The organism is Pseudomonadales bacterium (assembly GCA_041395945.1).
Taxonomy (GTDB): Bacteria; Pseudomonadota; Gammaproteobacteria; order Pseudomonadales; family Azotimanducaceae; genus SZUA-309.
This window is the reverse complement of sequence record JAWKZN010000002.1, coordinates 516,844-532,859: the sequence shown is the minus strand read 5'-3', so window position 1 is coordinate 532,859 and position 16,016 is coordinate 516,844. Positions and strand designations below refer to the sequence as shown.

The window sequence follows — 16,016 nt, the reverse complement described above, 5'->3', positions numbered from 1 at the left end:
TAATCCCCGGGCCCGCGACGTTCTCGCTTCCAGCTGAATGATCATCGATGAATGAATTACTGCTGCGGATTGTATCCGCAAGTCTCGGCGCTGCATTGCTCTTCGCGACACCTCTGCACGCCCAGGATTCGACCAGAATGCCGCCTGCCGTGCCTCCGGCCACGCAGGCGTATCCGCTCTCCGGCGCTCCGATGCTCGACGGGGACGTGCTTGGAGATCCGGTCTGGGAAGGTGCAAAGGCGACCAGCGGCTTCTGGCAGATCCAGCCCAGGGAAGGTCAGCCGGCGACTCAGCGAACCCAGGTCTACATGGGTTACACGGAAGACACACTCTACATTGCCGCCGTGCTCTACGATGACAATCCTGCCGGCATCATCGTGTCGGACTCCCGGCGGGACGCGGATCTGGATCAGACCGACAGTTTCCAGGTCATCATGGATACCTACCTCGATGGGCAGAACGGATTTGTGTTTGGCACCAACCCGTCCGGTCTGCAGTACGACGGGCAGGTGACCAAGGAAGGTGGCAATCAGTTCGGCAGCGGTACCGGTGGTGGCTTCAACCGGGACTGGGACACGACCTGGGATGTGGCAACCCGGATCGGCGACTATGGCTGGAGCGTGGAAATGGCCATCCCTTTCCGCTCCCTTCGCTACAAGGGAAAAGACGCCCAGATCTGGGGAATCAATTTCCAGCGCAACATCCGTCGCAACAACGAAGTCGCCTTCTGGTCGCCGCTGCCGAGACAGTACAATCTGTATCGCGTCTCCCAGGCGGGCAGACTGGAAGGCGTTACACTGCCGGCCCAGCGGAATCTGAAAGTCACCCCTTATGCGCTGGGCCGGGCCACACGGGGCACCGATGTGTCCGGCACCGACACGGACACCGAATTCGGTGTCGACCTGAAGTACTCGGTCACACCGAGTCTGACACTCGACGCGACCTACAACACCGACTTCGCCCAGGTGGAAGTGGACGAAGTGGTGGTGAATCTGGATCGGTTCAACGTCTTCCTGCCGGAAAAGCGGCCTTTCTTTCTGGAGAACGCCGGTCAGTTTTCGGTGGGGCTGCCTGAAGAAGTCGAGCTCTTTTTCAGCCGCAGAATCGGTATCGGTTCGGATGGCTCACAGATACCCATCGATGGCGGTCTGCGGCTTTCCGGCAAGGTGGGGGAACGTACCAACGTCGGTCTGCTGCAGATGCGTTCCCAGTCGGTGGACGATGTCGCGCCGCGCAATGACTTTTCCGTCATCCGGCTCAACCAGGAACTGCGCAATCGCTCGTCGGTTGGCGGCATCTACGTACAGCGTGACGGCAACGGCGGCCTGCCCGGCGTGTCCGCCAGCGATGACTACAATCGCACCTATGGCCTGGATGGCCGTCTCGGTCTGGGTGACGATCTGCTGATTTCCGGTTTCGTGGCAAAAACGGACACACAGGATCTGGACGGCAAGGATCACGCCTTTTCTCTGAAGGCTGACTTCAACTCGGAAGCCTGGTCGAACTCGATCGGCTACTCCGAAGTCGGTGAAGATTTCAATCCGGAAGTGGGCTTTGTCCGCCGCACCGATTATCGCAAGGCGGACTTCCGGGTGCTGCGGCGCATCCGGCCAGACAATTTCTGGGGTCTGCAGGAGCTGCGTCCGCATGTGTCCTATCGCGGGTACTGGAATTTCGATGATGTCTACGAGTCCGGCTTCGTGCACGTGGACAATCACTGGGAGTTCAAGACCGGTGGTGAGATTCATACCGGTGTGAATTTCATCCATGAAACCGTGGCCACGCCTTTTGAGATCGCAGACGGGGTCAGTGTGCAACCGGGTGACTACGACACTTCGGAAATGCAGCTGGTGATGTTCACCAACCAGGGTGCGCCGCTGAGTTTCGAGCTGGAAACCCGTGTCGGGGGCTATTTCAGCGGCGACAAGGTCACACTGATTCCGGGGATCAGCTATCGCATCGGTGATGCCTTCAACTCGTCACTTTCCTGGAACTACAACGACATCGATCTGGATCAGCCCGATGGCAAGGTGAAGGTCAGTGTCGGCGTTCTGCGGCTCGCGTATTCCTTCACCCCGAAGATCTCTCTGGAGACGCTGGTGCAGTACGACAACCGGGACGATTCGGTGGCCACCAATGTGCGCTTCGCCTGGCTGCAGTCAGCCAATGCGGGCCTTTACCTGGTGTACAACGAACTCAACGAGGATCTGGTCGGCCAGCGCTGGAAGAGCCGGGAGTTCATACTCAAGTACAGTTATATCTTCGATCTGCTGAACTGATCCATGTGGGAAGCGCGCAGGGTCAGCTTGGAAGGGGGGCTTGAATGGGGCAGAAGCTGACAGAGGCCGAGATCGCGGCGCGTCTCGCTGAGCTCAATGCCGAGGGCGCTGACTGGGTGCTGGTCGAGGGCAAACTGCAGCGAACCTTTCAGTTCACTGACTTCGTTGCAGCCTTTGCCTTCATGACGCGGTGTGCGCTTGTCGCCGAGCGCATGGACCACCATCCCGAGTGGTTCAACGTCTACCGCACCGTGCGGGTCGACCTCACCACTCATGATGCCCGGGGCCTCACCACCCGCGACTTTGCACTTGCGCATTCGATGAACGAGGCTGCGAGCGCAACCGCCTGACAGCGTGCCACAATCGCGCCGTAACCGCACTGCAACCGTGCAAGCTACACCTTGCCCCTTGTTTGGGGGATACTGCTCCCTTTCCGGCATGGGAGCGCAAGTGAGCACAGAAATCTGGATACTACTGGTGCTTGCCGCAGCTGCGGCATCTGCCCTCATCACTTTTTTTCTCGCGCGACGAGGCGCACCGACCCGAAAACAGCTCGATGATCTCGAGACCGAACTCGAAACTGCGCGCAATAACGCGAAGCAGGTTGAGGGCCGGGTGAGTGAGCATTTCGAGCGCAGCGCGGTGCTGTTCGGTCATCTGGCGAAAGACTACAAGGCTTTTCTGGACCACTACTCAGACAGCGCCCAGGCGCTGGGACTGTCTGAGGGTCGTGCCCGGGAGCTGCTGGAACAGGGCTACCAGCCACTGCTCACGCATCTCGAGCAGGATGTGGTGAATCAAACGGAAGCACCTGCGGCATCGAAGCCGAAGGACGCCCCTGCAACTGAAGCCTCTGGCGACCAGGCACCAGCAGCTAAGGCGTCTTCAGACAAGCCACCCGCAGACAAACCATCCGCAGACAAGGCGCCTGAACACAGGCAGACGGGTGAAAGTGTCGCGCGAACCGAACCACCCCTGATCAAAGATATCGTGGACGCACCGCCAGAAGCCGCCGCTGTGCGAAGCGTCGAAGACGGCGCACGCTCCGCCAGGGTGGTCGCTGTGGACCTGCAATCGAAAGCGGATGCCGAGCCCAAAACGGATGCCGACCTCAGGGCGGATGCCGGGCCCAAGACGGGTGCCGATCCCAAGGCGGATCGTCAGGCCGGGCGGGGCTGATCGGGAGTCAGACGATGCACAAGCCCATGCCCGATCAAGGTACCGATTGGTCTGCACTCAAAGCGCAGATGATAGAGCGCGGCGCGGGCGATGCACGCTGGCGGGAGGGACGTACTGCAGTTTACGTCTTCAATGCCGGTGAGGAAGTTGCCGCCGTGCAGAAAGAAGCCTACACCCTCTACATGTCTGAAAACGGGCTGGGTCCGCTCGCCTTCCCCAGCCTTAAACAGATGGAAGACGAAGTGATCGGCATGGGGCTGTCGCTGCTTCACGCGCCCGAGGGTGCCAGGGGCACCATGACTTCGGGCGGTACCGACTCGATTACCATGGCAGTAAAAACAGCCCGGGATTACGCCATCGCCGAACGAGGCGTGAAAGGGCGTGCCAACCTGGTTCTGCCTTACTCCGCGCATCCCGCCTTCGACAAGGCGGCCAAGCTGATGCAGCTCGAAGTGCGCCGGATACCGGTGGCCGCAGATCTGCTCGCGGATACCCAGGCAATGGATGCGGCCTGCGATGCCAGCACCATCATGCTGGTGGGTTCAGCGCCGAGTTTCCCTTATGGCCTCATCGATGACATCCCTGCGCTCAGCGCAGTCGCTGAAAAGCGGGCCGTTTGGTTGCACGTGGACGCCTGTGTCGGCGGCTACATCGCCCCCTTTGTGCGGATGAACGGCGCGCCGATTCCCCCTTTTGACTTTGAAGTTCCCGGTGTGATGTCCATGTCCGCCGATCTGCACAAATACGGCTATTGTGCGAAAGGTGCATCCACGGTGCTCTATCGAAGTGCCGAGCTGCACGGGTACATGGTGTTTGACTGTGCCGACTGGCCCGGTGGCCGAATGATTACGCCCACGCTGGCGGGCACCCGGCCAGGTGGGGCCATCTCCGCCGCCTGGGCCGTGATGAATTTTCTCGGTGTGTCCGGTTACCGGAAAAAGCAGGGGGAGGTCACCCGGGCCCGTGAACTGATCGAGGAAGGGGTGCGAAAGCTGGGATTCGAAGTGCTCGGCCAGCCGCTGCTCGGTATCCTGGCTTTCTCCCACCCGGAACTGGATGTGTTCGCCATCTATAAGCAGATGTATCGCAAGGGCTGGTTCACCAGTCTCACCACCCGGCCTCCCGCGTTGCATCTCATGCTCTCGCCCTTCCATCTGCAGGTGACAGACGTCTACCTGAACGACCTGAAGGAGAGTCTGCAGGCGGTTGCCGAAGGCGCCGGACGCGGCGACTTCGAGGCACGCTACAGTTAAAAGGCCGTTGATCAGTTCTTCCTCGCGCTGCAATTTCCTGGGGAATCCTTCCACCGTATCCGGAAAACATTGTGTCTGAGATCAAACAGACCATCGGCTGGCGGGAGTGGGTGCGGCTGCCGGAACTGGGCATCGACCGGGTAAAGGTCAAGGTGGACACTGGCGCGCGTACCTCCGCGCTGCACGCCTTTCGTCTCGAACCCTTCGAGCGCAACGGAGCGCGCTGGGTGAAGTTCGGCATTCACCCCGAGCAACGCCGCACGGAACCTGAAGTCTGGTGTGAAGCACCCGTGCTCGATCGCCGGGTGGTACGGGATTCCGGCGGTCACGAAGAGGAGCGCTTCGTGATCGAAACTCCGGTGACTTTAGGCAGTCATACCTGGTCTATCGAACTCACGCTCACCGATCGGGACAATATGGGTTTTCGAATGCTGCTCGGCCGCACGGCAGTGCGGGATGCATTCGTTGTCGATCCGGCGAGCTCTTATCGGGTGTCCAGTCGTAAGGACCCTACACGCAGAAAACGGAAGAAATCATCATGAAGATTGCCATTCTCTCCCGCAGTAAGAAGATCTACTCGACCAAACGCCTCGTGGAAGCGGCGGAAGCGCGCGGTCACGACGTGCGGGTGATCGACCACACCCACTGTTTCATGGATATCACTTCGGAAGCGCCGACCGTGCATTACAGGGACGAAGAATTTGACTCCCAGTCATTCGACGCGGCGATTCCACGAATCGGTTCTTCCGTGACCTTCTATGGTGCTGCCGTGGTGCGCCAGTTCGAGATGATGGGTGTTTACTGTGTCAACGAGTCCGTTGCGATCACCCGCTCCCGAGACAAGCTGCGCTCCCTGCAGCTCCTGTCCAGAAAGGGTGTGGGCATTCCGGTCACGGCGTTTGCAAACCGGCCCGACGACGTCAAGCGTCTGATCAAGGAAGTAGGCGGCGCACCCCTGGTGATCAAACTGCTCGAAGGTACCCAGGGTATCGGGGTCGTGCTGGCGGAGACGGAGCAGGCGGCAGAAAGTGTGATTCAGGGATTCATGGGATTGCGTGCCAACATTCTCGTCCAGGAATTCATCAAGGAATCCGGGGGTTCGGACATCCGCTGTTTTGTGGTGGGAGACAAGGTCATCGCCGCGATGCGTCGTTCGGCTCCCGAAGGTGAATTCCGTTCGAATCTGCATCGTGGTGGCTCCGCGGAGCTGGTGCGATTGAAGCCGGCGGAAAGACAGACTGCGGTGAACGCGGCCAAAATCATGGGTCTGAACGTCTGTGGTGTGGACCTGCTGCGTTCGAAGCGGGGGCCGCTGGTGATGGAGGTGAACTCCTCTCCAGGCATCCAGGGTATCGAAGCAGCCACCGGGCAGAATGTGGCGGATATGATCATCGAATTCATCGAGAAGAGCGCCAAGCCCAACCGTACTCGAACCCGGGGTAAGGGCTGATTCATCAGGACATCTGATCATGTCGCGAGCAGCGCCTTTCACCATTGGTACAGAGACCATCGCAGCGGGCGAACGTGCCCTGGTGCATCTGCCGATTGCCAGCCTGTACTCCCACGATGCGCCTCTGACGCTGCCCGTGTATGTGATTCACGGACGGCGTCCCGGGCCGGTCATGTTCGTATCTGCCGCCATCCATGGTGACGAAATCAACGGAGTCGACATCGTGCGGCGCCTGCTGCGGCAGCGCACGATGCGCAATCTGGCCGGCACCCTGCTGGCGATTCCGGTAGTGAATGGCTTCGGCATGCTGCAGCAGTCCCGCTATCTGCCGGACCGGCGGGATCTCAACCGTTCATTTCCCGGCTCGGCAACCGGTTCCCTCGCTGCCCGGCTTGCCAACATATTCGTGACCGAAATCGTCGCGCGCTGCCAGTATGGTGTGGACCTTCACACCGGATCCTCCCACCGCATCAACCTGCCCCAGGTGCGTGCGAACCTGGATGACGAAGAGACCCTGCGGCTGGCTAACGCCTTCGGTGTGCCGGTGATCATCCACTCCACCACCCGGGACGGCTCTCTGCGCGAAATCGCCATGGAGCAGGGTATCAAGATGCTGCTGTTCGAAGCGGGAGAGGCTCTGCGCTTCTCTGAGCTGGCTGTGCGGGTGGGTCTGCGAGGTATTCTGCAGCTGATGCGTCACGTCGCAATGCTTCCGGCGAGCAGGAGCCGCCGTAAGCTGGTGGATCCCTTTATCGCCCGCTCCAGCAGCTGGGTGCGCGCACCGCGCTCGGGTGTGCTGGACATGCGTGTGCACCTCGGCGCCAAGGTTGGAGTGGGAGATGTCCTGGCGCGCGTCTACGACCCCTTCAATCTGTTCGAAGATGAAGGCGCGGATGTGGTGGGCGAAAAGGAGGGCATCATCGTCGGCATGACCCAGAATCCCCTCGTCCACGAAGGTGACGCGATCGTGCATGTCGCACGTTTCAAAGCGGCCGAAAACGTGGCAGAGGAAGTGGGCGCTGCCTATCAGGAAGTGCTGGAAGCCCCGCGACTGATCTGAGCTTGCGGATTCAGGCGCCTGCGGCGGAATCAAGCGCCGCGGCGATTGCGAACACCGCATTCGGCGGGAGCGACTGTCACTGCCCTTTGAGAATGAACTCCGCCGCCTTCTCCGCGATCATCACCGTGGGTGCGTTGGTGTTGCCCGAGGTGATGAGGGGCATGATCGATGCGTCACAGACCCGCAGGCCCCCGACACCGTGCACGTTGAGTGTGTCGCTGACTACTGCGTCCGCATCGCTGCCCATTCTGCAGGTGCCGACCGGATGGAAAATCGTGGTGCCGAGATCGCCAGCGGCCTGTCTGAGCTGTTCGTCGCTCGTCAGTTCCGGCCCGGGCTTCCACTCTTCCGGCTGAAATCGTGCAAGCGCCTGCGCAGACATGATTCTGCGGGTGAACCGCAGTCCGGCGATGGCGATGGCTCTATCTGCCTCGGTAGCGAGATAGTTGGTCGTGATCGCAGGGCTGTCCCGGGAATCCGGGCTGCGTATGCGCACGGATCCGCGGCTGGTCGGACGCAGATTGCAGACAGAAGGGGTGATGGCATCGAAGGTGTGCAGAGGCTCCCCGAATCGATCGAGAGACAGGGGCTGCACGTGCCATTCGATGTTTGGGCCGGGCTGGGAGGGGTCGCTGCGTGCGAAGGCACCAAGCTGGGAGGGCGGCATGGTCAGGGGCCCTGTGCGAAACAGTGCGTATTGCAGAGCCATGGCCGCTTTACCGAACAGGCTGTTCGCACGGCGGTTGAGGGTGACCGTGTTGCGGACTTTGTAAATCGTGCGCACCTGCAGATGATCCTGCAGGTTCTCGCCCACCCCGGGCAGATCGACCCGCACAGCGATACCCTTCTCCCGCAGCAGGTCCGAAGGACCGATGCCGGAAAGCTGCAGCAGCGCGGGTGATCCGATGGCGCCGGCTGCGAGGATTACTTCGCGGCGTGCTTTGAGATTGTGCCGGGTGCCGTCAGGCATCCTCGCACACACACCGGCTGCGCGCGGGCGCGGCGACTGGGGGTCGAAGAGCAGGCCTTCGACATGTACACCGGTACGCACTTCGAGATTGGATCGCGACAGCGCGGGCTTCAGGAAAGCGTCCACCGCACTGCAGCGCACGCCCCGGCGCTGATTCATCTGGAAATAGGCACAGCCGAAGTTGTCGCCGCGATTAAATTCCTCGATGGGCGGTATGCCGCACTCCGCTGCCGCGGCGCGCCAGGCGTCGAGGATTTCCCAGTTCACCCGGCGTTCCTCCACCCGCAGTTCACCGTCGGCGCCGTGGAATTCGTCCGCTCCGTGCTGGTAGCTCTCAGAGCGGCGGAACACGGGCAGTACGTCGTCCCACCCCCAGCCGCGATTGCCCAGCGCTGCCCACTGATCGTAGTCGCTGCGCTGTCCGCGCATGTAGATCATCGCGTTGATGGACGAACAGCCGCCCAGTACTTTGCCGCGGGCGTAGCCGATCGTGCGTCCGTTCAGGCCGGGGTCCGGCTCGATCTGCAAGCACCAGTCCGTGCGGGGATTGTTGATGGTGTAGAGGTAGCCGACCGGGATGCGGATCCAGAAATAGTCGTCCCTGCCGCCTGCTTCAAGCAGCAGCACCCGGTTTTCCGGATCGGTGGAGAGCCGGTTGGCGAGTACACATCCCGCCGTGCCGGCACCGACAATGATGTAGTCCCACAGGCTCTCGCTCATTGCGCAACCCTACAACAGGCCTTGACGATCCACCATCTTCAATCTGGTCACTGCACACGGAGCGTGGTAAACACCTCGGGAGGACTGGGAGGAGCTGGATGTCGACGATTTCACAGCAGGTGGACCCGCGCACCGTGCCGACGCGCACCCGACTGGCATTCGGTGTCGGGGCGACCGCCGAGACCATGTCGCTGTATTCCCTGTCTGTCCTCGGCATGCTCTTCTACAACCAGGTGCAGGGGCTGGATGTGCTGCTGGCCGGGCTGGTGCCAACCATAGCTCTGCTGGTTGATGCCATATCGGACCCACTGATCGGGTCGATCTCAGATCGATTCCGCAGCAGGCGCTGGGGCAGGCGCCATCCCTTCATGCTGTTTGCGCCACTGCCCATAGGTTTGAGTTTCTACTTTCTGTTCAACCCGCCGGAGGCGCTGACACAGGGCGGGCTGTTCGGCTGGTTCCTGGTTTTCTCCATCAGTCTGCGCACCTTCATGACCTTCTTCCATGTACCCCATCTGGCGCTCGGTGGCGAGCTGTCGAAGAACTACACCGAACGCTCGAAGATCATGAGTTACAACAATTTTTTCTTCTGGCTCGGCGGTGCCGGCGTTTTCAAACTCAACACCATCGTGTTCTTCGCTGCAGCTGGCACAGTGGGCAACGGTCTGCTCAACGGCGAATCCTATTTTGCTTTCTCCGTATTCATCAGTATCGCGATCATACTGGTGCTGTTCGCTTCGGGCTGGTTTACCCGGGATCGGATTCCCACGCTCAAGCAGCCGCCGGCAGACCAGCCGGACTTCTCTTTCCAGGAATTTCTGTCGGACATGGTCGGCGCCTTTTCGAACCGCAACTACCTGATGCTGATGATTGCCTTCTTCCTGCTGTCACTGACTCTGGGTGTGCGTACGGCTTTCAGCAGTTACATGAACATTTTCTACTGGGAGCTGCATGCGGCCGACATCGGCACACTGGCGTTTGCCGGTTCTTTCGTAGGCTATGCGGTTGGCTTCCTGTTCTCTGCGCGCCTGCATTTCTCTTTCGATAAGCGGGCGGTGATCGTGGCGACTGCGGTAGGTCTGTCTGTGTTTCCGGCGCTGCCGGTGGTACTGAGGCTGATGGGCATGTTTCCGGAAAACGGTTCGGAGTGGCTGTTGTGGTCCATCGTGGCGTTCGGTGTGCTCTCATCGGGTTGCGGCAGCATCCTCAACATCAGTGTGATGTCGGCTCTGGCGGATGTGGCGGATGAGAACGAGCTGAAACTCGGCCGTCGTCAGGAAGGTGTGCTGTACGCAGCACGGACCTTCTTTGCGAAGGTGGACAACTCCCTTGGCCACGGTGTGGCGGCACTGTCGCTGTGGCTGATTTCCTTTCCGGAAAAAGCAGTACCGGGTCAAGTCGCGGAAGATACGCTGCTCTGGCTGGGTCTTATCGACTCCCCGATCACCATCATCCCCGGGTTGATTGCCGCCTGCTTCTATGCCCAGTACCGGATCAATCGGAGTTCCAATGACGACACCCAGCGCCAGCTGGAACAGCGGCAGGCTGGTACGGGTTGAGGCACCGATGCCGCGTCCGTGCAAAACTTTTCAGGAGTCAGGTCGCGCCCCGGACCATTGTGCCGGAACTGCTCAGTACACGCGCACGCCGCCGAACTGTTTGCGTACCCGCCTGTCCAGCCACCAGTAACCGGCCAGGCATCCGAGCACAAACGTGATACCGGCAGCGATGAACAGCCAAAGCCACGGCACACTGTCGGCGTAGCGGGCGAGTGCTTCGCGCAGCCGGATGTTTTCTGCTTCCAGCTCCGGCACACGTGCGCTGCGTTCCTGCAGATCGCGCAGTTCAGACTCGATCGCGTCGCTGTCCGCGGTTGCCCGGGCCAGCGCTGCTTTCACGGAGGCAAGCTCGGTCTGGAGCTTTTCCTGTGCCTTTTCCAGGGTGGCCGCTCTGCGCCGCCCGGGCTCTTCTTCCACCAGATAAGCCAGCTTCACCCAGCCTTCGTCACCCTCTTCGGTGCGAACCCGGACGGTCATCAGTGCGCGGTCGAGCACCTCGAGTCTGGCGCCGCTCAACAGGGTCTTGAACTGGCGGCCTTCGGCTTTCTCGTTGTCGTAGAGGCCGAGGCGGAGTTCGTCTGTCACGTAGAGAATTTCGGCGGTGCTGGTCGCCGCAGCGTTTACTGTGGTGTTTGCGGCGAGAACCATTACAGCAGCCAGGCACAGCACCGACATTCTGGTTAGTGTTACAGGCGTATCCGCAGCGGAAATCGAATCTGTCTTTTTCATCAATAGACCTTCCTGTCCATGCTGATGGGTGAGGTGTGAACGGCTACCTCGAGATCACTCTTCGTCGAGCTCTGCGTAGGCGCGTTTGAGCGTCTTTGACGGTCGGCCCAGCAGTCTCTGGGCAATTGCGCGCAGGCGCTCCCGGTCCGCGCGCGGCGCGCTGAAGAGTTCCCCGGCCAGCACATCGATGCTGCTGCCTGCGCTGTCGAGTTCCGCCGCGAGTTCCCGGAACAGCAGTGCGGCACGGGCGGTGTTTGCACCGGTGGAGGGATCGGTGAGCCTGCCGCCGTCCGAGCTGACCCAGGAGGCCAGCGCGGCGAAAGCTTCCTCGGCGCGCCGGGTGCTGGTGCCGCCGCTGCGATGGAGGATATCCAGGGCATAGAATTCGGCGATGCCTTCGAGGATCCAGTCATCACCCGGCGCCGGAGGGCTGGAAGTCGCGACATGGACGAGCTCGTGGATCAGGGCGCTGGTCCGGTTCTCGCTGATCAGCGGCCGGTCGCTGTGGAGAAAGAGTGAGCCCGGTCCGGATAATCCGCCGAGCCAGAACTCCCCGCCGGCGCCGACGATCAGCAGTCGGGGAAACCCGGGGAAAATCCGGATCACCTCGGGCAGGGTCCAGTTCAGAAATGCCAGAGTGTCCTGGCGTCTGAAGTCATCGCCCACCGGGGCGGCAACCGCTACCTGAACGCCACCGATGTCATCGCGCCTGATGCCGATCTTTCCGGCGATCGCCCATCCGGTAGGTCGATCGAAACGGCGTGAGGGATTGTCGAAGGCGACCGGTGCCTTCAGCGGGCCGAAGCGTGTTTCGAAACTCCAGTCATCGGGGCCGGTCAGTGACAGCGAGGCCCGGGAGGATGCGCCGCTGCGACTGCGGACCCGGGCGCTGGGGAACAGATCGTCGAGTCGGAAGATCGCATAGGAATCTGTCATCCGCGCATCAAAGGCGCCGTGGCGGCGGTGGTCCACTGTGACCCGGTAGCGCAGTTCGCCACCCTTTTTCGGTACGCTCCAGAGCGTGCGTGGGCCTTCTGTACGGATACTGCCGTCACCGGTGAAGTCTGAGAATCTTGATTTCGGCGTGGACAGATCCAGGATGCGCAGTTCTCCTGCGCCCTGACTCACCCGGATGGAAGCGGTGACGGTCTTTTGCTCCGGCGCGAAATGCGCCTGGAAGGCCAGGTCGTAAGGGCGTTCGGCGCTGTCAGCGGGCGGTGTGGTGCAGGCCGCCGTGAGGAAGGCGAGGATCGCGGGGGTAAACCAGTATTTTGAAGTGGTGTTCACGACGATTGCATTACCAGATAGATGAAGCCGTTCAGACCCCCGGGAGGAATCCCGCGATGCGCTCTATGGTCCAGAACCCGGCCATGGTGCCGATACCATACACCGGAACCTGCCACGCCCACTCCGGAAAGGCTCGATTGCGCAGCGGCCACCACAGCAGATAAACGGCGGCAATGAACGTCAGCTGACCCACTTCGACCCCGAGATTAAAAAACAGCAGCGCCAGGGGAATGGCATGCTCCGGCAGTCCGATCCCGGCCAGCGCGCCGGCAAAACCGAAACCATGCAGCAGCCCGAACACGAAGGCGACCAGCCAGGGTCTGCGTCGGGTGAGACTTTCCCGGCCGCGACGCCAGTGCACGATTTCGGTCGCCACGAAAAGAATGCTCAGCGCGATCACAGCCTCCACAGGCTGCTGGGGAACCTGCACCCAGCCCAGGGTCGCGGCCGCCAGCGTCACGCTGTGGGCGAGTGTGAATGCGGTCACTGTCGCCACCAGGCGTCGGCCACCCGCCACGATGAGCAGCAGGGCGAACACAAAAAGCAGGTGATCGATGCCGAGCAGGATGTGTTCGACCCCGAGCAGCAGATAGGTCTGCGCCACTTCTCCGGGACGTTCCGACTCCATGACAAGGAAACGGGTGCTGGTGGGAGTGAGCCGGTTGACCTGTGTGGTGCCGTTAACGCGTTCGAAGCGCGCGAGCACATCGGTCACGGAAGCGGCCAGGTCACCGATCAGGATCTCGTGACCGGCCAGTCCACCCGGACAGTAGGTGGTCCAGCGGCTGATGCGGACGCCGTTTTCCTGCCAGGCTGCGGGGTCCGCATTGCTCTGACAGTGATCGGGAAGGACAACATGCAGGGTCAGAGGAATCTCGCTCCCGGTCGGCAGGCGCCACAGCACTTCGTAGAAACCCGGGCCGTTGCTTTCTGCCAGATCCACAATCCGCAGATAGGCAGGCCGCACTTCGTGTGCCCGGGCAGCACCTGCCGCGCCGACGCACACCAGCAGAATGGCAGCGACTGCGCCCCGGACAGTCGAACACTGTTTCACAGCGCTGGGGCGCCTGGCGCTGCAGGCGCCTGTGGAAGGGTGGCTTCGATGCGGATCTGATAGTTCGCGGCGAGGCGTTCGTAGAGACCGTCGACCGCCTGACGGCGACGTTCACTCATCCAGTCTCTCTCCACTTCATCAGCGACCTCATCAAGCGCAGGAATCCGGCTTTCGGTTTTCCGGGCGATGCGCAGCAGGTGGTAGCCATAGCCGGATCGCACCGGGCCTGCCCAGGTGTTCAGTGGCAGCGCCAGCACGGCGGTGTCGAAGCCGGACCCGAACAGGGTGCTCAGTTCACTGCTCCGCACATCCCGGTATCTGCCCGCCAGCAGTGAGCGGTCTCCCAGACCGGCCGGATCGATCCTCCCCGGCTCTGCGAGCAGACTGGCCAGCGCATCCGTCGCCCTGGCCCGGGCCGTCGCCTCGTCCGGTTCCGAACGGAAATAGATCTGTTCGAAGTCCAGCAGAGCGGGCTGTCGGTAGTCTTCGGGATGGGATTGCAGATAGCTTTCCAGATCCGCCCGCACAGGGGGACCGAGAGAGACGAGATCCTCTGTGAGCAGTTCCAGTTTCTGGCGCAGACGTCGGCGGATGATGATGTCGTTTGCATCCAGGCCCATGACCTGGCTCTCCCGGTAAGCGATCTCCTCCCTGACCAGATCCTGCACGAGGCTTGCCATTTCTGTCGGCAACGGCGGGCGCTGCCAGGTGCGCTCGAAGGTGCGGATGAGGTTCTCCTGGGCACCGAGGGAGATGGTGATCTCCCTGTGATTCGCGCTGTCGTCAGCGGTCCAGTAGTAGAAGGCGAAGATCAGGGCGCCCAGCCCGAGGAAGTGCAGCAGCGGTTCTTTCAGCCAGGTCATCGCTCAAGTCAGATCTGTGAGGACGGCTGAGTCTCCCGAAGCGCTCCAGCTGGGTCAACCCGGGCAGCGGGATGCAAAAGGAGCTGCCGCACGTTGAGTGAGTGCCATGCGTTACCATACTTCCGGTCATTCAATTTGCGCACACCCCGCAAGGAGCCCGCCATGGCCAAGCCCTTCCCCCGTCACCCGAATCTGATCGAAGGCTTCGCCCCGCTGCAGATGGAGTGCGATGCGCCCGATCTGGTGGTGGAAGGGGAGGTGCCCCGGGAACTGAACGGGGCCTTCTTCCGCAACGGCGCCAACCCGCAGTTCGCGCCCCGGGGTGATTATCACTGGTTCGGCGGTGACGGCATGATTCATGGCTTTTATTTCGATGACGGCAGGATCGCCTACCGGAATCGCTGGGTGCGCACAGTGAAATGGAAGAAAGAGCGGGAGGCAGGTCGAAGCCTGTTCAGCGCTTTCAACCCCATGGACTCGGATCCGAGTGTGATGGGCATGGAAACCGATGGGCTGGCAAACACCAACATCGTCTGGCATGCCGGGAAGCTGCTCGCCCTGGAGGAGGCCCACGCACCCTTTGAACTGGATCCCGGGACCCTGGACTCCATCGGACCCTGGACTTTCGGTGACAAACTCAAAGGCCCCATGACGGCGCATCCGAAGATCGATCCTGAGACCGGCGAAATGCTGTTTTTCGGCTACAACGCCGCGGGCCTGATTTCCGAAGACATGTCCTTCCACGTGGTGGACAAGGCAGGCCGGCTGGTGCGTTCGGAGACCTTCAAAGCCCCATACGCAGCTATGGTGCACGATTTCATGGTCACACGGGACCACGTCATATTTCCGATCATGCCGCTGACCGGCTCCATGGAACGGGCGATGAGCGGGGCTCCGGTATATGCCTGGGAGCCGGAGAAAGGGGTACACATCGGCATCATGCCGCGCAGTGGTTCGGTCTCGGAACTGCGCTGGTTCAGGGGAGATCCGGCGTATGTCTTCCACCCGATGAACGCACATTCGGATGGCGACATTGTCACCTGCGATGTCTGCGAGTTCGAACAGGCGCCGCTGTTCCCCCTGGTGGATGGCACCCGCGGAGATCCGAACAGGGCGGTACCGCGTCTCACACGCTGGACGTTCGATCTCGGTCGCAACAGTGACGACTACAGGTGGGAGCGCCTGAACGATCTGGCCTGTGAATTTCCGCGTCTGGATGAGCGCCGCACCGGCCTGGACTACCGCTACGGCTATTTTGCCTGTGATACCGAACCGGAATTCAAGGTGGGAGGATTCAACGGCATCGGCCGGGTCGATCATCGGACCGGCAGATTTGATATCTATGACGTCGGTCCGGGTTGCGCGACCAATGAGCCGATATTCGTGCCGAAGTCAGATGGGGCCCGGGAGGGGGAAGGTTTTCTGCTGGCCAATATCTACGATGGCAATCGCAAGGCGAGCCATCTGGTGGTGCTGGATGCGGAAAATCCCACCGCAGGTCCGCTGGCAACCGCCTATCTCGACCATCGGGTGCCGTTCGGCTTCCACGGAAACTGGTGTCCGTCTGCCTGAAAGTCCGCGCTGGTTACTCGCACCGGCAGCAGGCCGGCGCA

Annotated in this window: 14 protein-coding genes; 9 read left to right on the top strand and 5 right to left on the bottom strand. The window is 61.3% G+C overall.

Annotated elements, in window-relative coordinates; genetic code table 11:
- Nucleotides 1–47: 47 nt before the first annotated feature.
- The 7 genes from R3E82_19075 (at nucleotide 48) to R3E82_19045 (ending at nucleotide 7,221) form a co-directional block, all read left to right on the top strand.
- Nucleotides 48–2,279, top strand: coding sequence for a DUF5916 domain-containing protein (locus tag R3E82_19075; GenBank protein MEZ5552993.1), 2,232 nt, complete (start codon nucleotides 48–50; stop codon nucleotides 2,277–2,279).
- Between the two features lie 44 nt (nucleotides 2,280–2,323).
- On the top strand, nucleotides 2,324–2,629 hold the full coding sequence (locus R3E82_19070) for a 4a-hydroxytetrahydrobiopterin dehydratase (GenBank protein ID MEZ5552992.1): 306 nt from the start codon (nucleotides 2,324–2,326) through the stop codon (nucleotides 2,627–2,629).
- Nucleotides 2,630–2,729: 100 nt separating this feature from the next.
- Nucleotides 2,730–3,458: a DUF1043 family protein gene (locus R3E82_19065; GenBank protein MEZ5552991.1), complete on the top strand. Its 729-nt coding sequence runs from the start codon at nucleotides 2,730–2,732 to the stop codon at nucleotides 3,456–3,458.
- 14 nt (nucleotides 3,459–3,472) lie between these two features.
- On the top strand, nucleotides 3,473–4,711 hold the full coding sequence (locus tag R3E82_19060) for a pyridoxal-dependent decarboxylase (protein ID MEZ5552990.1): 1,239 nt from the start codon (nucleotides 3,473–3,475) through the stop codon (nucleotides 4,709–4,711).
- A gap of 71 nt (nucleotides 4,712–4,782) precedes the next feature.
- Nucleotides 4,783–5,253, top strand: a complete 471-nt coding sequence (locus R3E82_19055; GenBank protein ID MEZ5552989.1) for an ATP-dependent zinc protease — start codon at nucleotides 4,783–4,785, stop codon at nucleotides 5,251–5,253.
- On the top strand, nucleotides 5,250–6,161 hold the full coding sequence (rimK, locus tag R3E82_19050) for a 30S ribosomal protein S6--L-glutamate ligase (protein ID MEZ5552988.1): 912 nt from the start codon (nucleotides 5,250–5,252) through the stop codon (nucleotides 6,159–6,161). Before R3E82_19055 ends, rimK begins: the two co-directional genes overlap by 4 nt.
- A gap of 19 nt (nucleotides 6,162–6,180) precedes the next feature.
- On the top strand, nucleotides 6,181–7,221 hold the full coding sequence (locus tag R3E82_19045) for a succinylglutamate desuccinylase/aspartoacylase family protein (protein ID MEZ5552987.1): 1,041 nt from the start codon (nucleotides 6,181–6,183) through the stop codon (nucleotides 7,219–7,221).
- A gap of 76 nt (nucleotides 7,222–7,297) precedes the next feature.
- On the opposite strand, the gene R3E82_19040 is transcribed toward R3E82_19045, so the two are convergent.
- The gene (locus R3E82_19040) at nucleotides 7,298–8,911 is read right to left on the bottom strand and encodes a GMC family oxidoreductase N-terminal domain-containing protein (GenBank protein MEZ5552986.1); all 1,614 of its coding nucleotides are present in this window, start codon (nucleotides 8,909–8,911) and stop codon (nucleotides 7,298–7,300) included.
- A 98-nt stretch (nucleotides 8,912–9,009) separates the two neighbouring features.
- Between R3E82_19040 and R3E82_19035 the strand changes: the two genes are divergently transcribed.
- Complete coding sequence (locus tag R3E82_19035) at nucleotides 9,010–10,470, top strand: MFS transporter (GenBank protein ID MEZ5552985.1); 1,461 nt, start codon at nucleotides 9,010–9,012, stop codon at nucleotides 10,468–10,470.
- 72 nt (nucleotides 10,471–10,542) lie between these two features.
- Here the strand turns inward: R3E82_19035 and R3E82_19030 are convergent, their stop codons facing one another.
- The 4 genes from R3E82_19030 to R3E82_19015 are packed head-to-tail and all read right to left on the bottom strand — an operon-like array spanning nucleotide 10,543 to nucleotide 14,403.
- On the bottom strand, nucleotides 10,543–11,199 hold the full coding sequence (locus R3E82_19030; protein MEZ5552984.1) for a TIGR04211 family SH3 domain-containing protein: 657 nt from the start codon (nucleotides 11,197–11,199) through the stop codon (nucleotides 10,543–10,545).
- A gap of 54 nt (nucleotides 11,200–11,253) precedes the next feature.
- Complete coding sequence (locus R3E82_19025) at nucleotides 11,254–12,486, bottom strand: hypothetical protein (GenBank protein MEZ5552983.1); 1,233 nt, start codon at nucleotides 12,484–12,486, stop codon at nucleotides 11,254–11,256.
- 31 nt (nucleotides 12,487–12,517) lie between these two features.
- Nucleotides 12,518–13,540, bottom strand: coding sequence for a HupE/UreJ family protein (locus R3E82_19020; protein ID MEZ5552982.1), 1,023 nt, complete (start codon nucleotides 13,538–13,540; stop codon nucleotides 12,518–12,520).
- The gene (locus R3E82_19015; protein ID MEZ5552981.1) at nucleotides 13,537–14,403 is read right to left on the bottom strand and encodes a peptidylprolyl isomerase; all 867 of its coding nucleotides are present in this window, start codon (nucleotides 14,401–14,403) and stop codon (nucleotides 13,537–13,539) included. Before R3E82_19015 ends, R3E82_19020 begins: the two co-directional genes overlap by 4 nt.
- A 162-nt stretch (nucleotides 14,404–14,565) precedes the next feature.
- Between R3E82_19015 and R3E82_19010 the strand changes: the two genes are divergently transcribed.
- On the top strand, nucleotides 14,566–15,975 hold the full coding sequence (locus R3E82_19010; protein ID MEZ5552980.1) for a carotenoid oxygenase family protein: 1,410 nt from the start codon (nucleotides 14,566–14,568) through the stop codon (nucleotides 15,973–15,975).
- Nucleotides 15,976–16,016 lie beyond the last annotated feature (41 nt).